The sequence below is a fragment of the Streptosporangium sp. NPDC005286 genome (assembly GCF_040607515.1).
GTDB lineage: Bacteria > Actinomycetota > Actinomycetes > Streptosporangiales > Streptosporangiaceae > Streptosporangium.
This window is the reverse complement of record NZ_JBEXGU010000114.1, coordinates 15,115-30,538: the sequence shown is the minus strand read 5'-3', so window position 1 is coordinate 30,538 and position 15,424 is coordinate 15,115. Positions and strand designations below refer to the sequence as shown.

Sequence of the window (15,424 nt, the reverse complement as noted above, 5' to 3'; positions counted from 1 at the left end):
GCCGGGGTCCGGCCGCGGGCCCTTGGACAAGGAGTCCCGTTGACAGCTTTGACGACAGCTTCGACAACACCGGTGTTGTACCGGCCGGCCTCGCTCGACGACGCCATCGAGCGGCTGGCGACCTCCGACCTGGACGCCGTGCCGATCGCCGGCGCCACCTGGGTCATGCGGAGTCCCGCCCGTGGCGAGCCGTTCCGCGGCGAGTACGTGTCACTGGCCCGGATCGAGGAACTGGGACGGATCGACGACGACGGTACGAATCTCACGATCGGCGCGGCCGTCACCCATGCCCGGCTGGCCGCAGCGCTGGCCGGCCACCCCGGGCTGGACGTCCTCCGGCAGGCCGCGGCGAAATCGGCCAACCCGTCCGTCAGGCGTCAGGCCACGGTCGGCGGAAACCTCTGCACCACCGGCTTCGCCGCAGCGGATCTGGTACCCGCGCTGCTGAGCCTGTCGGCCGTCGCCGTCGTGAGGGGTCCGGACGGTGAGACCAGGATGCCGCTCACCCGGTTCCTCGCCACGCGGGGCGCGGCACCTCCCGCGACGGTGCTGTCGCACGTGTCCGTGCCGCTGGCTCCCGTCGTGTCCGCGCACGCTCGCCTGACCATGCGGCGGGCGGGGGACTACCCGGTCGTCATCGTCAGTGCCACGGCCGCGGTGGACGACGCGGGGGTGGTGGAGTCGGCCACCGTCGCGGTGGGTTCGGTCGAACCCGTGGCCCGCCTGTGGCCGGAGATAGCGGCCGCGCTGGTCGGCCGGCGACTCGACGCGGACGCGGCGGTGCTCGCCGCCCGCGAGCACACCGGATCCTTCCAGGCGCGGGAGTCGGTGGAGGTGGACGGCTGGTACCGGTCGCAGGTGCTGCCGGCGGTCGTGGGCCGGGCCGTACGCGCGCTGGAACGGTCCGGTCGCGTCGGACAGGAAGACTGCGGAGAGGCGGGCAGGGCATGAGCACCGAGTTGACGGTCAACGGCGAAGTGAGGCGGGTGCACGCCGGCCCGATGACCCCGCTGGCCAGGGTGCTCCGCGAGGAGTTGCACCTGAGCGGCACGAAGATGGCGTGTGGCGAAGGGTTCTGCGGATCGTGCACGGTGTTCGTGGACGACGACGCGGTGGCGTCCTGCCTGGTTCCGGTGGGACACGCGGAGGGCAGGTCGGTCCGGACCGTGGAGTCCCTCGCGGACCCGGCCGGCGCGCTCTCCCCCCTTCAGCAGGCGATGAAGGACGCCGACGCGGTGCAGTGCGGGATGTGCTTTCCCGGGGTGCTGATATCGCTGAGCGCGCTGCTGGAGTCGGATCCGGACCCCGGCCGGGATGAGGTACGGGAAGCCCTGGTCGGCAACATCTGCAGGTGCACCGGATACGAGCGCATCGTGGACGCCGCGCTCGCGGCGGCACAGGCAGCCGCGGGACAGGGGCGACAGGCGGAGGGGAACGGATCGTGAGCCAGGTCATCGGAGCCAACCTGCCCCGCCGCGACGCCGAGGACAAGCTGCGCGGCCGGACGATGTTCACGGTGGACGCCGCCGTGGGAGGGCTCCTGCACGCGGCACTGCGCCGGTCGGACGTGGCCGCGGGCCGCATCGTCTCGGTCGACCTGGAGCCCGCTCGGCGCATGCCCGGAGTGCGGGCCGTCGTGTCGGCCGCCGACGCCCCCGGCCGGTACGGGATCACCATCGCCGACCACCCCCTGTTCGCCGTCGACGAGATCCGTTACCTGGGCGAGCCCATCGCGGCGGTCGCGGCGGAGACCCTGGAGCAGGCCCGCGCGGCCGCCGCGGCCATCGTGGTCGAGGTCGAGGAGTTCACCCCCCTGATCACCATGGCCCAGGCGCTGGCCGGCGACGCCCGCGACCTCCATCCGGGCTGGGAAGACTACGACGTGCTCATCGAGGGCGGCCGGCGGGCACGGAACATCGGCTGGGAGGCCACGGTGGTGCGCGGGGACACCGACGCGGTGTTCGCCCGGAGCGACGTCAGGATCGTCGAGACGGAGTTCGCCGCGGGCAGGCAGAACCAGACGCCGCTGGAACCGCGCGCCTGCGTGGCCGGCTATGAGAACGGGCGATTCGTCCTTCAGACGTCCACCCAGGTCCCCTGGGCGGTCCGCAACTCCACGGCACGCCTCCTCGGGGTGCGGGAGTCCGACGTCCGGGTGGTGGTTCCGCCGGTCGGCGGCGGATTCGGGATGAAGTTCGAGGTGAGCATCGAGCCGTTCGCCGCCCTGCTGGCCCGCGCCTCGGGCCGTTCCGTCAAGCTGGTCAACAGCCGGCAGGAGGAGATGCAGACGGCGCTCTGCCGGGAGAACGCGGAGATCCGGATCCGGTCCGCCGTGTCGGAGTCGGGCGAGATCCTCGCCCGGGAGGCGGTGGTCCTGATGGACTGCGGCGCCTACGGCGGTGAACAGCCGTTCCTGACCAGCATGACGGCTCACACGCTGGGCGGGAACTACCGCCTGGGAGCCGTGCGGCTGGTAAGCCGCGCGGTCTACACCAACTCGCCGCCCAACGGGGCGTTCCGCGCCTGCAACGGCACGTACTGCACCGCGGCCCTTGAGCGGCACACCGACGAGATCTGCGCGGCGCTCGGCATGGACAGGGTGGAGTTCCGGCGGCGCAACGTCCTCGGCGACGGCGACATCGGGTCCACCGGGCAGGTGTTCGAGGGCGATGTGCTCGCTCCCATGCTCGATCGGATGATCTCGTTGCGGGACTCGGGCGAGCCCGTGAGGCAGGCCGACGACGGACGTCTGTACGGCACCGCGACGACGGTCGGCACCTGGTTCATCTTCGTGGGGCCCTCCGCGGCGACGGTGAACCTCAACCCGGACGGCGGCGTCACCCTGGTCACCGCCGGGGTCGAGATCGGTTCGGGATCGACCGTGCAGGCGATCCCGCAGATCATCGCCGATTCGCTGGGCCTGCGGGTGGAGGACGTCACGGTCCGGGCCGCGGACACCGACGCGGCCGGATACGACGGCGGCGTGGGCGGCGGCAGGACCACCGTCTCGCTGGGGGCGGCCGGTGTCGCCGCCTGCGACGAGGTGCGCAGGAAGGTCTTCGAGGCCGCGGCGGAGATGCTCGAGACGTCTCCCGGCGACCTGAGTCTCGCCGACGGCCACGTCGTCGTGAACGGGGTGCCGTCGGCGCGGATCACCCTCAGAGAGGTCGCCGAACACGCGCAGCAGGTGTCGGGACCGATCTCCGGCTCCGGCTCGTTCACCGGCACCGGCGTGCAGCCCATGTCCGGCTGCGCGGCCGGACACCTGATCGGGGCACTGGACCTACCGGTCTTCGCCGTGCACGAGTGCGACGTGGCGGTGGATCCGGACACCGGCCACGTGGAGGTGCTGGCCTACCGCGTCGTGCAGGACGTCGGCCGGGCGATCAACCCCAGGGCCATCCTGGGCCAGGTGCAGGGCGGTGTGGTCCAGGGACTGGGCTACGCGCTGCACGAGGAGATCACCATCGACCCCCGGGGGAAGGTGCGGCAGACGGGGTTCGAGACCTACCGCGTGCCCCTGTCCGGCGATGTCGTCCCGGTCCGGCTCGATCTCTACGAGGGGGCTCCGTCCATCGGGCCCCTGGGCGTCAAGGGCGCGGGTGAGGTGCCGATCCTGAACGTGGCCGCCGTGGTCTCCTGCGCGGTGGCGGACGCCATCGGCAAGTCCGTGTCGCAGATCCCGCTGACCCCGCAGCGGGTTCTCGGGCTCATCCTGGAGCGGGACGGCGAATCCGTGGATCTCCGGCACATACCGCAGGGCTGGCGGGAGAACGTGATCGCCGACCCGGACGAACTGATGGCCGCGGCCGGTGTGGGACGCCCCTGATCGTCCGTCCGGACGACTCCGGTCCAGGCTCCCCCCGTTGGAGCCGGGACCGGGGCGCTCAGCCGGTCACCAGGTGCTCGGCCTCGTGGTGCAGTACCTCGACCAGGATCAGCTCCAGACGGAGGTCCTGGTCCGCGACCATCTCGGATGGTGTCATCGAATAACCTCCAGCCTCGCTGGTGGGGACGCTTCGCGCACCGTAAGGGTTATCCGTCATAGCGGGCCGGTATGGACGGTGAGCGCCCGCCGGGAGCGTAGGTCCCGGCGGGCCGGCCGCGAAGGCGGGTCAGCGGCCGATGGCGAGGGCGGCCGCGCGCATGAGCCGGCCCGGATCGGTGTCGGGGTCGTCGCGGACGACCGCCACGTCCAGGCCGGCGGCGGCCAGGCGGCCGAGTGACGCGGCGGCGTCGGCGGCCGTCCCGGCGGCGGCGAACAGTTCGAGCAGCGCGTCGTCGACGAGATCGGTGCGCGGAGCGTTGGAGAGCCACCCCTCGCGGAACGCGGCGCACAGCCCCGCGTCGAGCCCCGCGGTTCTGGTGATCTCGTGGTCGCCGTGCACGCCGAGGTAGGTCGCCACCATGGGGCGCAGCCGGTCGCGGGCCGCGCGCGCGTCCTCGCCCACCGACAGCCCGACGTAGGCGGCCAGCTCCACCCCGGCCCCGACGCGCTCGCGGACCGAGGCGACGTAGGGCGCGGAGGAGAGGATGGACAGCAGCAGGCCGTCCGCCCGCTCGGCGGCCAGGGCCAGCGCCCGCGGACCCTTGACCCCCAGCACGATCGGCGGGGTGCGGCGCGGCGGGGTGAAGGACAGCCCGGCCGACACGCGGAAGTGCTCGCCCCGGTGGTCGACGCGCTCGCCGGTCATCATCGCCCTGACGATGTCGACCGCCTCGGCCAGGCGGCCGATCGGCCGGTCGAAGGGGATGCCGAGCTGGTCGGTCATCCAGCGGGAGTTGCTCGCGCCGAGGCCGAGGATCGCGCGCCCGTCGCTGATCTCCTCCAGGGCGGCGAGCTCCATGGCGATCAGCGCCGGGTGGCGGGTCCAGGGGTTGACCACCCCGATGCCCACCCGGATCCGCCCGGTGACCGCGGCGATCGCGCCGGCCAGTGTGAAGGCGCCACGCTCGCAGTAGTCCTCGGTGATCCACACGGTGTCGAACCCGGCCTCCTCGGCGAGCCTGGCGACCGCGACGGCGGAGGCGGCGTCGCGGTGCCCGGAGATGGAGAACGCGAGTCTCATCGCTCGCCCTCCGGGCCGAGGCCGCCACTTCGCCGGTCGAGTGCGGCGAGCCCCCGGTCGAGCGCGGCGGGCGTGGGTTCCACGACGGGCACCGGCGGCAGGGTGGCGGCGGTGGCCCCGACGTCCTTCAGGCCGGTGGAGGTGCCGACCACGACCACGGTGGCGTCGGCGGGCAGCGCGCCCGACCCGGCCAGGTCTTCCACCGCGACCAGCGCGGTGACGGACGAGGCCTCCAGGTACAGGCCGGCCTCCCGGCCGAGCCTGCCCTGCGCGTCGAGGATGCGCGCGTCGTCGGGGACGGGCACTGCCCGGCCGCCGGTCGCCCGCAGCGCGGCCAGGCCCTGGAAGGTCCCGTACGGCGAGGCGATGGAGAACGCGACCGACGGGGTGGTCGGCACCGGTCCCGCGGTGTCCGTGCCGGCGGCCAGGGCGGCGTGGTGCGGGCCGAACGGCTCGGCCGCGACGAGGACCGGCATCCGGTCGGCCAGTCCCGACTCTACGAGGTCGGCGAAGCCGCGCCGGATCCCGGCCAGCCCGTCGGCGTAGGCGACGGGCACGACCACGTGGTCGGGAGTCCGGCCGAGGTCGGCGACGATCTCGTAGGCGATCGTCTTGTAGCCGTCGACGCCGTAGGGGATGGACCCCACCGGTGGGTCGGCGTGCCCGGACATCGCCAGCCAGCCGCGCTCCTCGACGAGCCGCCGCATCAGACGCCACCGATCCGGGGGGTTCTCCAGGGCGACGACGCGAGCACCGTACACCTGCATGAGGGTCTTCATCGTGTCCGGTACCGACGCCACGGTCAGCACCACGCAGGGCAGCCCCGCGCGCGCCGCGTAGGCGGCGACCGCCGCCCCGTGGTTACCGGTGCTCGCCACGACCACCGCCGGGGCGCCCAGTTCCACGGCCTTGGTGACCGCCACGGCGGCCAGCCGGTCCTTGTAGGACCAGGTCGGGTTGCGGGTCTCGTCCTTGACGAGGACCGCGCCGAGCCCGAGGCGTTCGGCGGTGCGGGGGAGCGGCACCAGCGGGGTGCCGCCCTCGCCCAGGCTCACCGCGGGTGTGGCGCCGTCCAGCGGCAGCAGCGCGCGGTGGCGGAACAGCCCCGGCTGGGTGGGGTCACAGGGCAGGCCGTGCAGGCCGCCGAGGTCGTAGACCGGGAGCACGTTGGCGGGCGCCCCCTCCTTCTCGCAGACCGGGCAGCCGCGCCCGGCGAGTTCCAGCGAGGGGTCGGGGTAGGTCGCCGAGCACCGCTGGCAGGCCAGCCGGCCGAGGTAGCGGGAGACCGGGGTCATGCCGGCACCACCGTCAGCTCCCTCGGCGAGCGGGTGAACAGCTCCGCCCCGTCGCCGGTCACCACCAGGGTGTCCTCCACCATCATCCCGCCCCATCCGAGGTTGTAGTACGGCGTCTCGAAGCAGAATGTCATGCCCGGTTCCAGCGCCGTCTCCACGCCGGGGGAGACGATGGGCGGTTCGTAGACGGCGAGGCCGATGCCGTGCCCGCAGTGCTGGCGCCGGTAGGGCGTGACCCCCTCCCGCCGCACCGCCCGCATCGCGACGTCGAAGACCTCCGAGGCGGTCACGCCGGGGCGGGTCAGGGCGACCTGCTCGTCCAGGCCGGCGAGGATCGCCGCGTAGTGACCGGCCTGGCGCGCGTCGGGCGCGCCGAGCACCGCGGTGCGTCCGATGTCGGACCAGTAGCCGGCGTACAGGCAGCCGATGTCGAAGCGGGCCAGCTCGCCGGGGCGCCAGCGCCGGTCGGTCGGGTGGGCGTCGGCCAGGGCGGAGCGCGGGCCGGTGGTCGCCACCACGAAGCGGGGCTCGGCGCCCCCGGCGACCATCGTGGCGGCCACCGCCTGGGCGAGCTCGTGCTCGGACACCCCCTCCGCGGCGATCTCCAGGGCGGCGTGGACTCCGGCCTCGGCGAGCCGGGCGGCGTGGCGCAGCAGCGCCACCTCGCCGGGGAGCTTCACTCCGCGGACCCGGCTCGCCCAGCCGGTGGCGTCGGCCGCGGCGGGGTCGCCCGCGGCTTCGCGCAGGGCCACCTCGCCGTCGAGCCCCTCGACGCCGTACCGGAGCCCCGCCCCGGCGGCGCGGGTCGCGGTGGCGAGCGCCGCGTACAGGTCGGGGTGCCGGTCGGCGGCACCGGTGAGGGGCGTGGGGCCGGACGACTCGAAGTAGAACCGGCCGAACGGCACCACCCGGTCCTCCGGCACGCCGCCGTCCACCGCGGGGGCGGTGTCGGCGGCCGGGCATACCAGCCAGCAGTCGTCGCCGGTCACCACGGCCGCCATCCGGTGGGCGCGGAACAGTGCCCCGGCCACGCTGCGGTAGCCGGTGGCGTACAAAACGCTCTCCGGAGTGGTGAGGACGACGGCGTCGAACGGAGCCTCGGCCAGGGCCTCGCGCAGCCGGGTGACCCGCTCCGACGCCAGCCGGCGCAGGTCGACGTCCGGGGCGGGGGGAACGGCGCTCATGGCCGCCCTCCCGCCTGCTTGGCGATGACGGTCTCGCTGAACTCGTGCATGGCGTCGAGCGTCTCCGGCACGGTGTCGGCCGCGAACAGCAGCCCGGCGAGGGTGTCGACGCCGGCCTGCCGGTAGGCGGCGATCTGCTCGGCCACGCTGTCCGGAGTGCCGATGAGGTTGCGGCTCGCCAGGTCGGAGACGCCCTGGTCCTTCAGCGTCGTGCCGGACAGCGAGACCATGTGGTTGTGGAGCTGGGAGGCGCGGAATCTGCGCCAGGCCTCCTCGTGGGTGGGCGCCACGCAGACCGCCACCTGCAGCGCGACCTCGAACCCGCCGGGCAGCTCGCGGCCCGCGGCCGCCGCCTGCGCCCTGATGTCGGCGATGCCCGCGGCCACCTCGCCGGGGGTGAGGCAGGCGGGCAGCCACCCGCCGGCGTACAGCGCCGCGCGGGTGCGGGAGCCCGGCGCGTTGCCGCCGGACAGGATCGGCAGCGCGGGCTGTGCCGGCTTGGGGTAGGACTCCACGTCCTCGAACTCGACCCAGCGCCCCTTGAAGGAGGCTCGCTGCTCGGTGAACAACGCGTTGAGCGCCTGGATGGCCTCGGCCGCGTGCTCGCCCCTGTTGATGCGCCGCCCGGGGTTCATCGCCTCGAACTCCTCGCGGTAGGCGCCGATGCCCACGCCCAGCACGGCCCTGCCTCCGGACAGCCGGTCGAGGGTGGCGACCTGCTTGGCGGCCACCACCGGGTTGCGGAACGGCAGCACCATGATCGCCGTGGCCAGCCGGATCCGGCTGGTGAGCGCCGCGACGTAGCTCAGATAGGCGAACGGGTCGTAGTAGCGGGGCGGGGTGTCGAACTCCTCGCGCACGTAGCCCTGCGTGGTCACGTGGTCGTTGCCCCAGACCGAGTCGAATCCCAGCCGCTCGGCCTGGACGGCCAGCTCGACCGCCTCGGCGGCGTCGGCGTAGGGGACGGGGTACATCAGTCCCTCCGTGCCCGTGGGCACTCCCAGACCGAATCTCATCGAACATCTCCTTCCCGTGCGTCGGCCGTGACCGGAATCGGGGCGTTCCGCCTGAGGGCGGTCACCGCCCAGCCCAGTACGGCATAGCAGACGAACCCGTAGACCAGCCCCTCGATGGCGTCGGTCAGCAGGATGTCGGTGTACTTCGCCAGCAGCGCAGCCACGACCCAGGCCACGAGGGCCTCGGCCCGCACGGCCGGTGCCGACTCCAGCAGCTGGTCGCCCGTGTGGTGGCGGGCCAGGATCCAGAAGTGCGCGATGAGCACGCCGGCGAACGGCGGTGCGATGATCGCGATGACGTTCAGGAAGACGAGGAACTGGGCGGCCAGTCCGGCGAAGGCGACCAGGATCGCGATGACGATCGAGATTATGGTCCAGGTGGGTTTGCCGACACGCAGCCCCAGGGTGTTGGAGGCGTTGGTGAAGGCGAGCGAGGCCGAGTAGAGGTTGTTGTCGGCGGTGTTCCACAGGGCCAGCACCAGCATTACCGCGGCCGGGGCCAGCAGGCCCAGTCCCTGCATGACCAGCACGAAGTTGCTGTTGCCCACGGACATGGCCGAGACGGTGGCGATGATCTCGAAGACGCCCGCGCCCACGACGAACCCGGCGAAGCAGGAGATGATCACGTCGCGGCCGCGGGAGGCGAAACGCGTCACGTCCCCGACGAGCGCGGCGCCGGTGACCCACGTCGAGATGACGGCGCCGACCGCGACGGCGAACCCGATGGGCACCGCGGGCTGCTGGGCGGCCATCTCGGCGAACCCGCCGTCCCCGCCGCCGATCTTGAAGAGCGCCAGCAGCGCGATCGCGACCTCGATGGGCACCGCGATCGCGGAGAACTTTGCCAGCCCCTTGAACCCGAAGATCGCCGTCGTGGTGATGGCGGCGCCGAACGTCAGAATGAAGGCCCATGGCGGGATCGCCGGAATCAGCTTGTGCACCGCCCCGCTCCAGGTGTCCATCAGCACCCCGATGAACCCCATGGCGATCACACCGAGCAGCAGCGAGACCACGACCGCGCCCTGGCGGCCGAAGACGACCCTGGCGGCGAGGTAGCTGGACAGGCCGGTCCGGTAGCCGACCAGCCCGATCAGCGCGGACACGGCCACCAGGACCAGGTTGCCGACGAGGATCGCGGCCATTCCCTCGCCGAAGGTGGTCCCGCCGCCCACGACACCGCCGACGAGGAAGCTGCTGACGCTGATGTTCCAGCCGATCTGGACGATGATCATCTGGATCAGGGACTTGCGCCGATGCGCGGGCACAGGCTCCAGCGCGTGGTCGTCGAGGTCGGTGGCGATCGACTCCGACTCCACTTTTGTACTCATAGCGCCTCCTTGACTGGGGCTGTGCCCTGGGATAGTCCATAGTCCATTAAGGGGCGTATGCCCAACTACGTGGCTCTGCCGGAAGATGGGGAGATCGCTTTTGTGGACATGACACAAAAGGCCCGTGGCCTCCTCGCGCAGGTCGAGGAGATCGCGGCCACCCTGGTCGGCACCGTCTGGGAGCGCCTGCCCGGATACGACCAGGCGCGGATGGAGGTCGAGGACCTCAGCGGGATGGTCGCGCCCAACCTCACCGCCGTGCTCTCGGCGGTGGCCGAGCGGCGGGCCCTCACCGAGGCCGAACTGTTGTCTGCGGCGCTGCTCGGCCAGCGGCGGGCCATCCAGGGCGTGCCGATCGAGAGCCTGGTCGCCTCCTGGCACACCGCCGAGCGGGCGCTACTGGAGCGGCTCGCCGCCGCGGCCGGGCCGTCGGTCCAGGGCCACGACCTCGCCGGGCTCGTGCAGCGGCTGGCCGCGCTGACCGATTCCATGATCGACGCCTCGACCGACGCCTACCGCCAGACCCGCAGCGAGGCCGCCGCCCATCTCGACCAGATCGCCACCGACCTGGTGTCCCGGCTCGCCGGCGGGGAGCCGCTCGACCCCGCCGACGTCGAGGAACGCGCCCGGCTCGTCGGAGTGCCCGCCCAGGTGCCGCATCGTGCCGCCGCGATCGGCATGGCCGACGTGACCAGCCCGCTCGCGCTCGCCAGGGCGCAGAAGGCGGTGCTCGACTCGCTGCGCCCCCGGCTGCGCAGCCGGATCCTCGCCGGGAGCAAGGGAGCCACCATGCTGCTTCTGCTCGCCGACGCGCCCGGCCTCGACGAGGCGCTGACCCGCGCCGCCCGCCGGCCGGGCATCCCGCCGGGCCTCGTCCTGGGCCTCGGCGAGCCGCGGCCCAGGCTCGGGGAGGCGGGCGGGTCGTGCCGGGAGGCGCTGGCCGCCCTGGAGGCCGGGCTGCGGATGGGGGCCGACCGCGTGGTCGTCCACTTCGAGCGGGTCATCCCCGAGGTGCTTCTCATCGGCAACCCCCTCGACGCCGGCCGCCTGGTGGACACGGTGCTGACCCCGCTGAGACCCAGCCCGGTGCTCATCGAGACCCTGCGGACCTACCTCGCCTGCGGCCTGTCGGTACGGCTGACCGCGCAGCACCTGTCGATCCACGAGAACACCGTCAGCTACCGCCTGCGCCGCATCCTCCGGCTGCTGGACCTGGACGCCCCCTCCCGGCTGCTGCGCCCCGACGTCCTCCTCGCGCTGCGGGCCGACGAGCTCGGCCAGGGCCGACAGGACGCGCGGCTCGACGACCGCGGCCCGGAGTGACCGGCCCCGGCCTGCCCGGGTACGGGACTGCCCGTCGTCACGCGGCCGGAGCGCCGGGGCGGGGACGATGGCGTGCGCCGTGCTTCCCCGGCCCCGGCCTACGGCGGCCGAGATGGTGGGCGGGTCAGTCGAGGCCCGGTTCGGCCCAGAAGATCGTCCCGGAACCGCGCAGGCGGACCGGTCCGGCGGCGGGGACGAAGGCGGACTCGCCCGGTCGTAGCACCTGCCCGCCGGCCTCGACCTCGCCCTCGGTGCACACCAGGATGCGCGCTACTCCGCCCTCCAGGGTGAGCCCGGAGCCCGGAACGGCCGTGCCGAGGCGGAACTCCGGGGCGGGCGTGCGGTAGAGGTTGCCGACCGGCGCGACCGGCAGGGGTGAGATCGAGGGGTCGGTGACGCGCAGCAGCTCGTCGACGTCCATCGGCTTGCTGGTCAGCCCCGCGCGGAGCACGTTGTCGGAGCTGCCCATGATCTCCACACCGAAACCGCTCAGGTAGCAGTGCAGGACTCCCGCGCCCAGGAACAGCGCCTCACCGGGCCGCAGCTCGTGGCGGCGCAGGAAGAGCGGGGCGAGGCAGGCCGGGTCTTCCGGGTGGATGCCGGTCAGGCGTACCACCAGTTCGCCGTCGGGGCCGCCTGCGGCCGACGCGGCCCGCGCGATCGCGGCCACAAGGTCCGCCCTGCCCTCCTTCGGCCACTCCACCAGCGCGCGGAGCGCGGCGGAGGCGTCCCCGGCGGCCAGCGGCGCCACGACGGGCTCCAGTTCCGGGATGCCCAGCCCGCCGATGAGCGCCGCGGCCTCCGCGGGCGGACGGAATCCGGCCAGCGCGGTGAACGGGGTCAGCGCGCAGATCAGCTCGGGCTTGGGGAACGGGTCGACGTAGACGCCCCTGGCGTAGCCCTCCTCCGCCTGTTGCCGCGACGGATGAACCTGCAGTGACAGCGGCAGGTCCACGGCGATCAGCTTCAGCAGGTACGGCAACCGCGAGCCGAACCGCTCAACGGTCCTCTCCCCGAGCTCGGCCACCGGGTCGGCGGCCACCGTCTCGGCGAGGGAGCGCCACGTCCCCCGCCGCAACACCGACGAGGAGCCGGACGGGTGGGTGCCGAACCACATCTCCGCCTCGGGTCGCTCCGCGGGGGAGGGACGCCCGGCCAGCGTGGCGATGGCCGTGCGCGAGCCCCAGTCGTAGTTCTTCACGGGATTGCGCAGCAGGCCCGTCACGACGTCTCCACCGTCTCCGGCAGGGAGGAGCGCCGCGACGCGGGGATCTCGCCCGGCCCGGTCTGGTCGGCCGCCACGTGGGCGGCGGGGATGAGGGGGCCGTTCATGATCCTCCGTGTCCGTGAGTCCGAGCAGGAAACGAATGAATGCCACAGAACGCCGATGCTACGCGTCTTCGGTGTCTCCCGGCCGCCAATGCACGGCCAAGGCCGGGTGAACAAGTCCGTCGACCGCGGGGTCTCATCGCCCGGGGCACCGCCACACGGCGGTCCTTACCGTGCCAGGCCGCGGGCCGAATCCGGTTCCGCTCTCTCCCGGCCTTCCACCAGGACGGCGAGACCGTCGAGGAGACGCCGCAGGCCGAACTCGAACCACTCGTCGATGTCGATCACGTCCCCCCGCTCCGCGTGGAGTCTGGACAGTATCGGGAACCGCCCGGACTCCAGGATCTCCAGGAGCGCCGGCGCCCTCGACACACGCCACTGCCCGGCCGTGACCCCGGTGCGACGCTCGGCCTCCACTTCGTTCACCAGCAGCAGGGCCGCGCCCTGCACCTGGGCGCTCACCGTCATGGCCACCCAGTGCGTTGTCGTCGGGTCGAGGCCGAGGCCGTCCATGGCGCGCATCGCCCACTCGACGTCGGCCAGCACGTTCGGCCCGATCGGCGGCCGGGGGGTGGCGATGACCCGCAGCACCCAGGGGTGCCTGGAGTACATGCGCCACTCCCGCCTCGCCGCGGCCTCCAGCCCTGTGCGCCAGCCACCGGGAACGGAGCCCGGATGCGGGTCCTCGCCGAAGACGGCCTCGACCATCAACTCGACGAGCGCGTCCTTGCCCGGCACGTAGCGGTACAGCGACATCGCGCCGGTGCCCAACTCGGTCGCGACGCGGCGCATCGACAGCGCGTCCAGCCCCTCGGCGTCGGCGATCCGGACCGCGGTGCGCACGATCCGCTCGGTGCTCAAGCCGGTTGGGGGCTCGTGCCGTCCCGCCGGATCGCCGCTGCTCGGCGGGGGCGTGGGGAGAACGGTCCGCGGCGCGGGCTCGGCGGGGCGCGCGGCTCGCCCGGCGGTGCGGATCCGGTAGGCCCGTGCCTGACAGGCACGGGAGCAGTACCGCGGGCGTCGCCCCCGGGGTGCGGCGTCCAACGGCTTTCCACATTGCGCACACGTCAACATGCGTCCTCGTCCAATTCCGGCACGCCCACTGGTGTGACGAAATTCTAACACGCGTTTTTTGTGACGTAATGAAAGGCGGCGGTGTGACGTTATAGCGAGTGAGATACGCCGCCACCTGGCTGGACCGCCTTGTTTTTGAGGATATTTCTGCACTTTAATGCATGCCACCTTGGCCTGGATATCAACCCTTGCATGCGTCCAAAAATTTTGCGTACGATGTATACGCATATTTGGCGTACAGGGTATCCGAGGAGGTTTCGGCAATGGTGCGAACGGTGGCCACGGCAGGGCGGAGGGAATGGCTCGGACTCGCGGTGCTCGTCCTGCCCGTCCTGCTCGTCTCGGTGACCGTGACGGTGCTCTACTTCGCGCTGCCCTTCCTGAGCGCGGACCTCATGCCGACGGGCTCCCAGCTGCTGTGGATCGTCGACATCTACGCCTTCCTGCTGGCCGGTCTGCTGATCACGATGGGTGCCCTGGGGGACAGGATCGGCCGCCGGAAGCTGCTGCTGATCGGAGCCGCCGCGTTCGGCGTCACTTCGGTCATCGCCGCCTACGCCCCCAACGCCGAGTCGCTCATCGTGGCCCGCGCCCTGCAGGGCGCTGCGGCGGCGAGCCTGATGCCGCCCACCCTCGCGCTGATCCGGGACATGTTCCGCGATCCGCGGCAGCGCCGGATGGCCGTCGCGGTATGGGCCGCCGGCTTCGCCGGGGGCAGCGTGCTGGGGCCGATCGTGGGAGGCCGGCTGCTGGAGCACTTCTGGTGGGGGTCGGTGTTCCTGATCAACGTGCCGGTCATGGTCCTGCTGCTGGTGCTGGGGCCGATCGTGCTCCCCGAGTACCGTGATCCGCGCCCCTGGAGGTTCGACCTGCCCAGTGCCGCGCTCTCACTGGCGGCCGTGCTGCCGACGGTCTACGGGATCAAGCAGTTCGCCGTCGACGGCCTCGGCCTCCAGGCGCTGCTCGGCGTCGTCGCCGGGTCGGTGTTCTGCGTCGCATTTCTGCGCAGGCAGCGGACGCTGCCCACCCCGATGCTCGACCTGGGGCTGTTCGCCGGCCGGGGCTTCACCGTGTCCCTGATCGCGAGCACGCTCGCGGTCTTCGCCCTGGTGGGGCTGTTCTACTTCGTCGCGCAGTACCTGCAGATGGTGCTCGGGCTACGGCCGTTCGTCGCGGGGCTGCTGACCCTGCCCGCGGCCGGAACCGCCCTCGCCGGCTCGATGCTGGCCGCCGTGATCGCGCAGCGGGTACGCCCGGGACACATCATAGGCGGCGGCATGACGCTCGTCGCCGGAGGCTTCCTGGTGATGAGCGGGATCGAGGTGGACTCCGAGCGGTGGCCCCTCATCGGCGGCCTGCTCCTGCTGGGGACGGGGATCGGAGCGGTGCAGGCGACGGCCTCCGACATGATCGTCGCTGTCGCCCCGCCGGAGCGCGCGGGCTCGGCGTCCGCGATCATGGAGGCCGCCACCGAGCTGGGCGGTGCGCTCGGCGTCGCGATCCTGGGCAGCATCGGCCTGGCCGTCTACGGCGAGAGGCTCACCGCGACGGGTCCCGCGCTGCCCCCCGAGTACGCCGAGGCGGCGCGCGAGACCCTGGGCGGCGCAGTCGAGGTGGCCGCGCGGATACCGGGAGAGGCGGGAGCGGCCCTGCTCGACGTCGCCCGCTCGGCCTTCACCGACGGCATGCACCTGGCCGCCCTCCTCGGGGCCGCCTGCATGGCGCTGACGGCGCTGCTGACCGTGCTCCTGCTCCGGCCGGTGCGGGTGGACACCTCGACGGCGGACGGCGGCGCCGAGTGACCGC

General features: G+C 72.7%; 12 protein-coding genes. 5 read left to right on the top strand and 7 right to left on the bottom strand.

All coding sequences use genetic code 11. From position 1 onward, the window contains the following. Window positions 1-48: 48 nt before the first annotated feature. Genes ABZU75_RS31815 through ABZU75_RS31805 form a run of 3 tightly spaced genes read left to right on the top strand, consistent with a single transcriptional unit; the run spans window position 49 to window position 3,829 of the window. A complete protein-coding gene (locus ABZU75_RS31815; RefSeq protein ID WP_355562221.1) occupies window positions 49-951 on the top strand; it encodes an FAD binding domain-containing protein in 903 nt (300 codons plus the stop codon). Next, window positions 948-1,445, top strand: a complete 498-nt coding sequence (locus ABZU75_RS31810; RefSeq protein ID WP_355562218.1) for a (2Fe-2S)-binding protein — start codon at window positions 948-950, stop codon at window positions 1,443-1,445. Before ABZU75_RS31815 ends, ABZU75_RS31810 begins: the two co-directional genes overlap by 4 nt. Then, window positions 1,442-3,829, top strand: coding sequence for a xanthine dehydrogenase family protein molybdopterin-binding subunit (locus tag ABZU75_RS31805; protein WP_355562215.1), 2,388 nt, complete (start codon window positions 1,442-1,444; stop codon window positions 3,827-3,829). Before ABZU75_RS31810 ends, ABZU75_RS31805 begins: the two co-directional genes overlap by 4 nt. Before the next feature lie 286 nt (window positions 3,830-4,115). On the opposite strand, the gene ABZU75_RS31800 is transcribed toward ABZU75_RS31805, so the two are convergent. The 5 genes from ABZU75_RS31800 to ABZU75_RS31780 are packed head-to-tail and all read right to left on the bottom strand — an operon-like array spanning window position 4,116 to window position 9,892. Beyond that, window positions 4,116-5,069, bottom strand: coding sequence for an LLM class flavin-dependent oxidoreductase (locus ABZU75_RS31800; RefSeq protein ID WP_355562212.1), 954 nt, complete (start codon window positions 5,067-5,069; stop codon window positions 4,116-4,118). Next, window positions 5,066-6,364: a pyridoxal-phosphate dependent enzyme gene (locus tag ABZU75_RS31795; protein ID WP_355562209.1), complete on the bottom strand. Its 1,299-nt coding sequence runs from the start codon at window positions 6,362-6,364 to the stop codon at window positions 5,066-5,068. The genes ABZU75_RS31800 and ABZU75_RS31795 overlap by 4 nt, the downstream gene beginning before the upstream one ends. Beyond that, complete coding sequence (locus ABZU75_RS31790) at window positions 6,361-7,548, bottom strand: Xaa-Pro peptidase family protein (RefSeq protein WP_355562207.1); 1,188 nt, start codon at window positions 7,546-7,548, stop codon at window positions 6,361-6,363. The genes ABZU75_RS31795 and ABZU75_RS31790 overlap by 4 nt, the downstream gene beginning before the upstream one ends. After that, complete coding sequence (locus ABZU75_RS31785; RefSeq protein ID WP_355562204.1) at window positions 7,545-8,564, bottom strand: TIGR03619 family F420-dependent LLM class oxidoreductase; 1,020 nt, start codon at window positions 8,562-8,564, stop codon at window positions 7,545-7,547. The genes ABZU75_RS31790 and ABZU75_RS31785 overlap by 4 nt, the downstream gene beginning before the upstream one ends. Beyond that, entirely contained in the window at window positions 8,561-9,892 is a 1,332-nt protein-coding gene (locus tag ABZU75_RS31780; protein WP_355562200.1) for a cytosine permease, read from the bottom strand. Before ABZU75_RS31780 ends, ABZU75_RS31785 begins: the two co-directional genes overlap by 4 nt. A 108-nt stretch (window positions 9,893-10,000) precedes the next feature. Between ABZU75_RS31780 and ABZU75_RS31775 the strand changes: the two genes are divergently transcribed. Beyond that, the gene (locus ABZU75_RS31775) at window positions 10,001-11,215 is read left to right on the top strand and encodes a helix-turn-helix domain-containing protein (RefSeq protein WP_355562224.1); all 1,215 of its coding nucleotides are present in this window, start codon (window positions 10,001-10,003) and stop codon (window positions 11,213-11,215) included. A gap of 124 nt (window positions 11,216-11,339) precedes the next feature. Here the strand turns inward: ABZU75_RS31775 and manA are convergent, their stop codons facing one another. Together manA and ABZU75_RS31765 are read right to left on the bottom strand one after the other, a co-directional pair. Continuing rightward, a complete protein-coding gene (gene manA, locus ABZU75_RS31770; RefSeq protein ID WP_355562197.1) occupies window positions 11,340-12,440 on the bottom strand; it encodes a mannose-6-phosphate isomerase, class I in 1,101 nt (366 codons plus the stop codon). A gap of 272 nt (window positions 12,441-12,712) precedes the next feature. Further along, the gene (locus ABZU75_RS31765) at window positions 12,713-13,405 is read right to left on the bottom strand and encodes a TetR/AcrR family transcriptional regulator (protein WP_355562194.1); all 693 of its coding nucleotides are present in this window, start codon (window positions 13,403-13,405) and stop codon (window positions 12,713-12,715) included. A 476-nt stretch (window positions 13,406-13,881) separates the two neighbouring features. On the opposite strand from ABZU75_RS31765, the gene ABZU75_RS31760 reads away from it, so the two are divergent. Further along, a complete protein-coding gene (locus tag ABZU75_RS31760) occupies window positions 13,882-15,420 on the top strand; it encodes an MFS transporter (RefSeq protein ID WP_355562191.1) in 1,539 nt (512 codons plus the stop codon). Window positions 15,421-15,424: the final 4 nt, after the last annotated feature.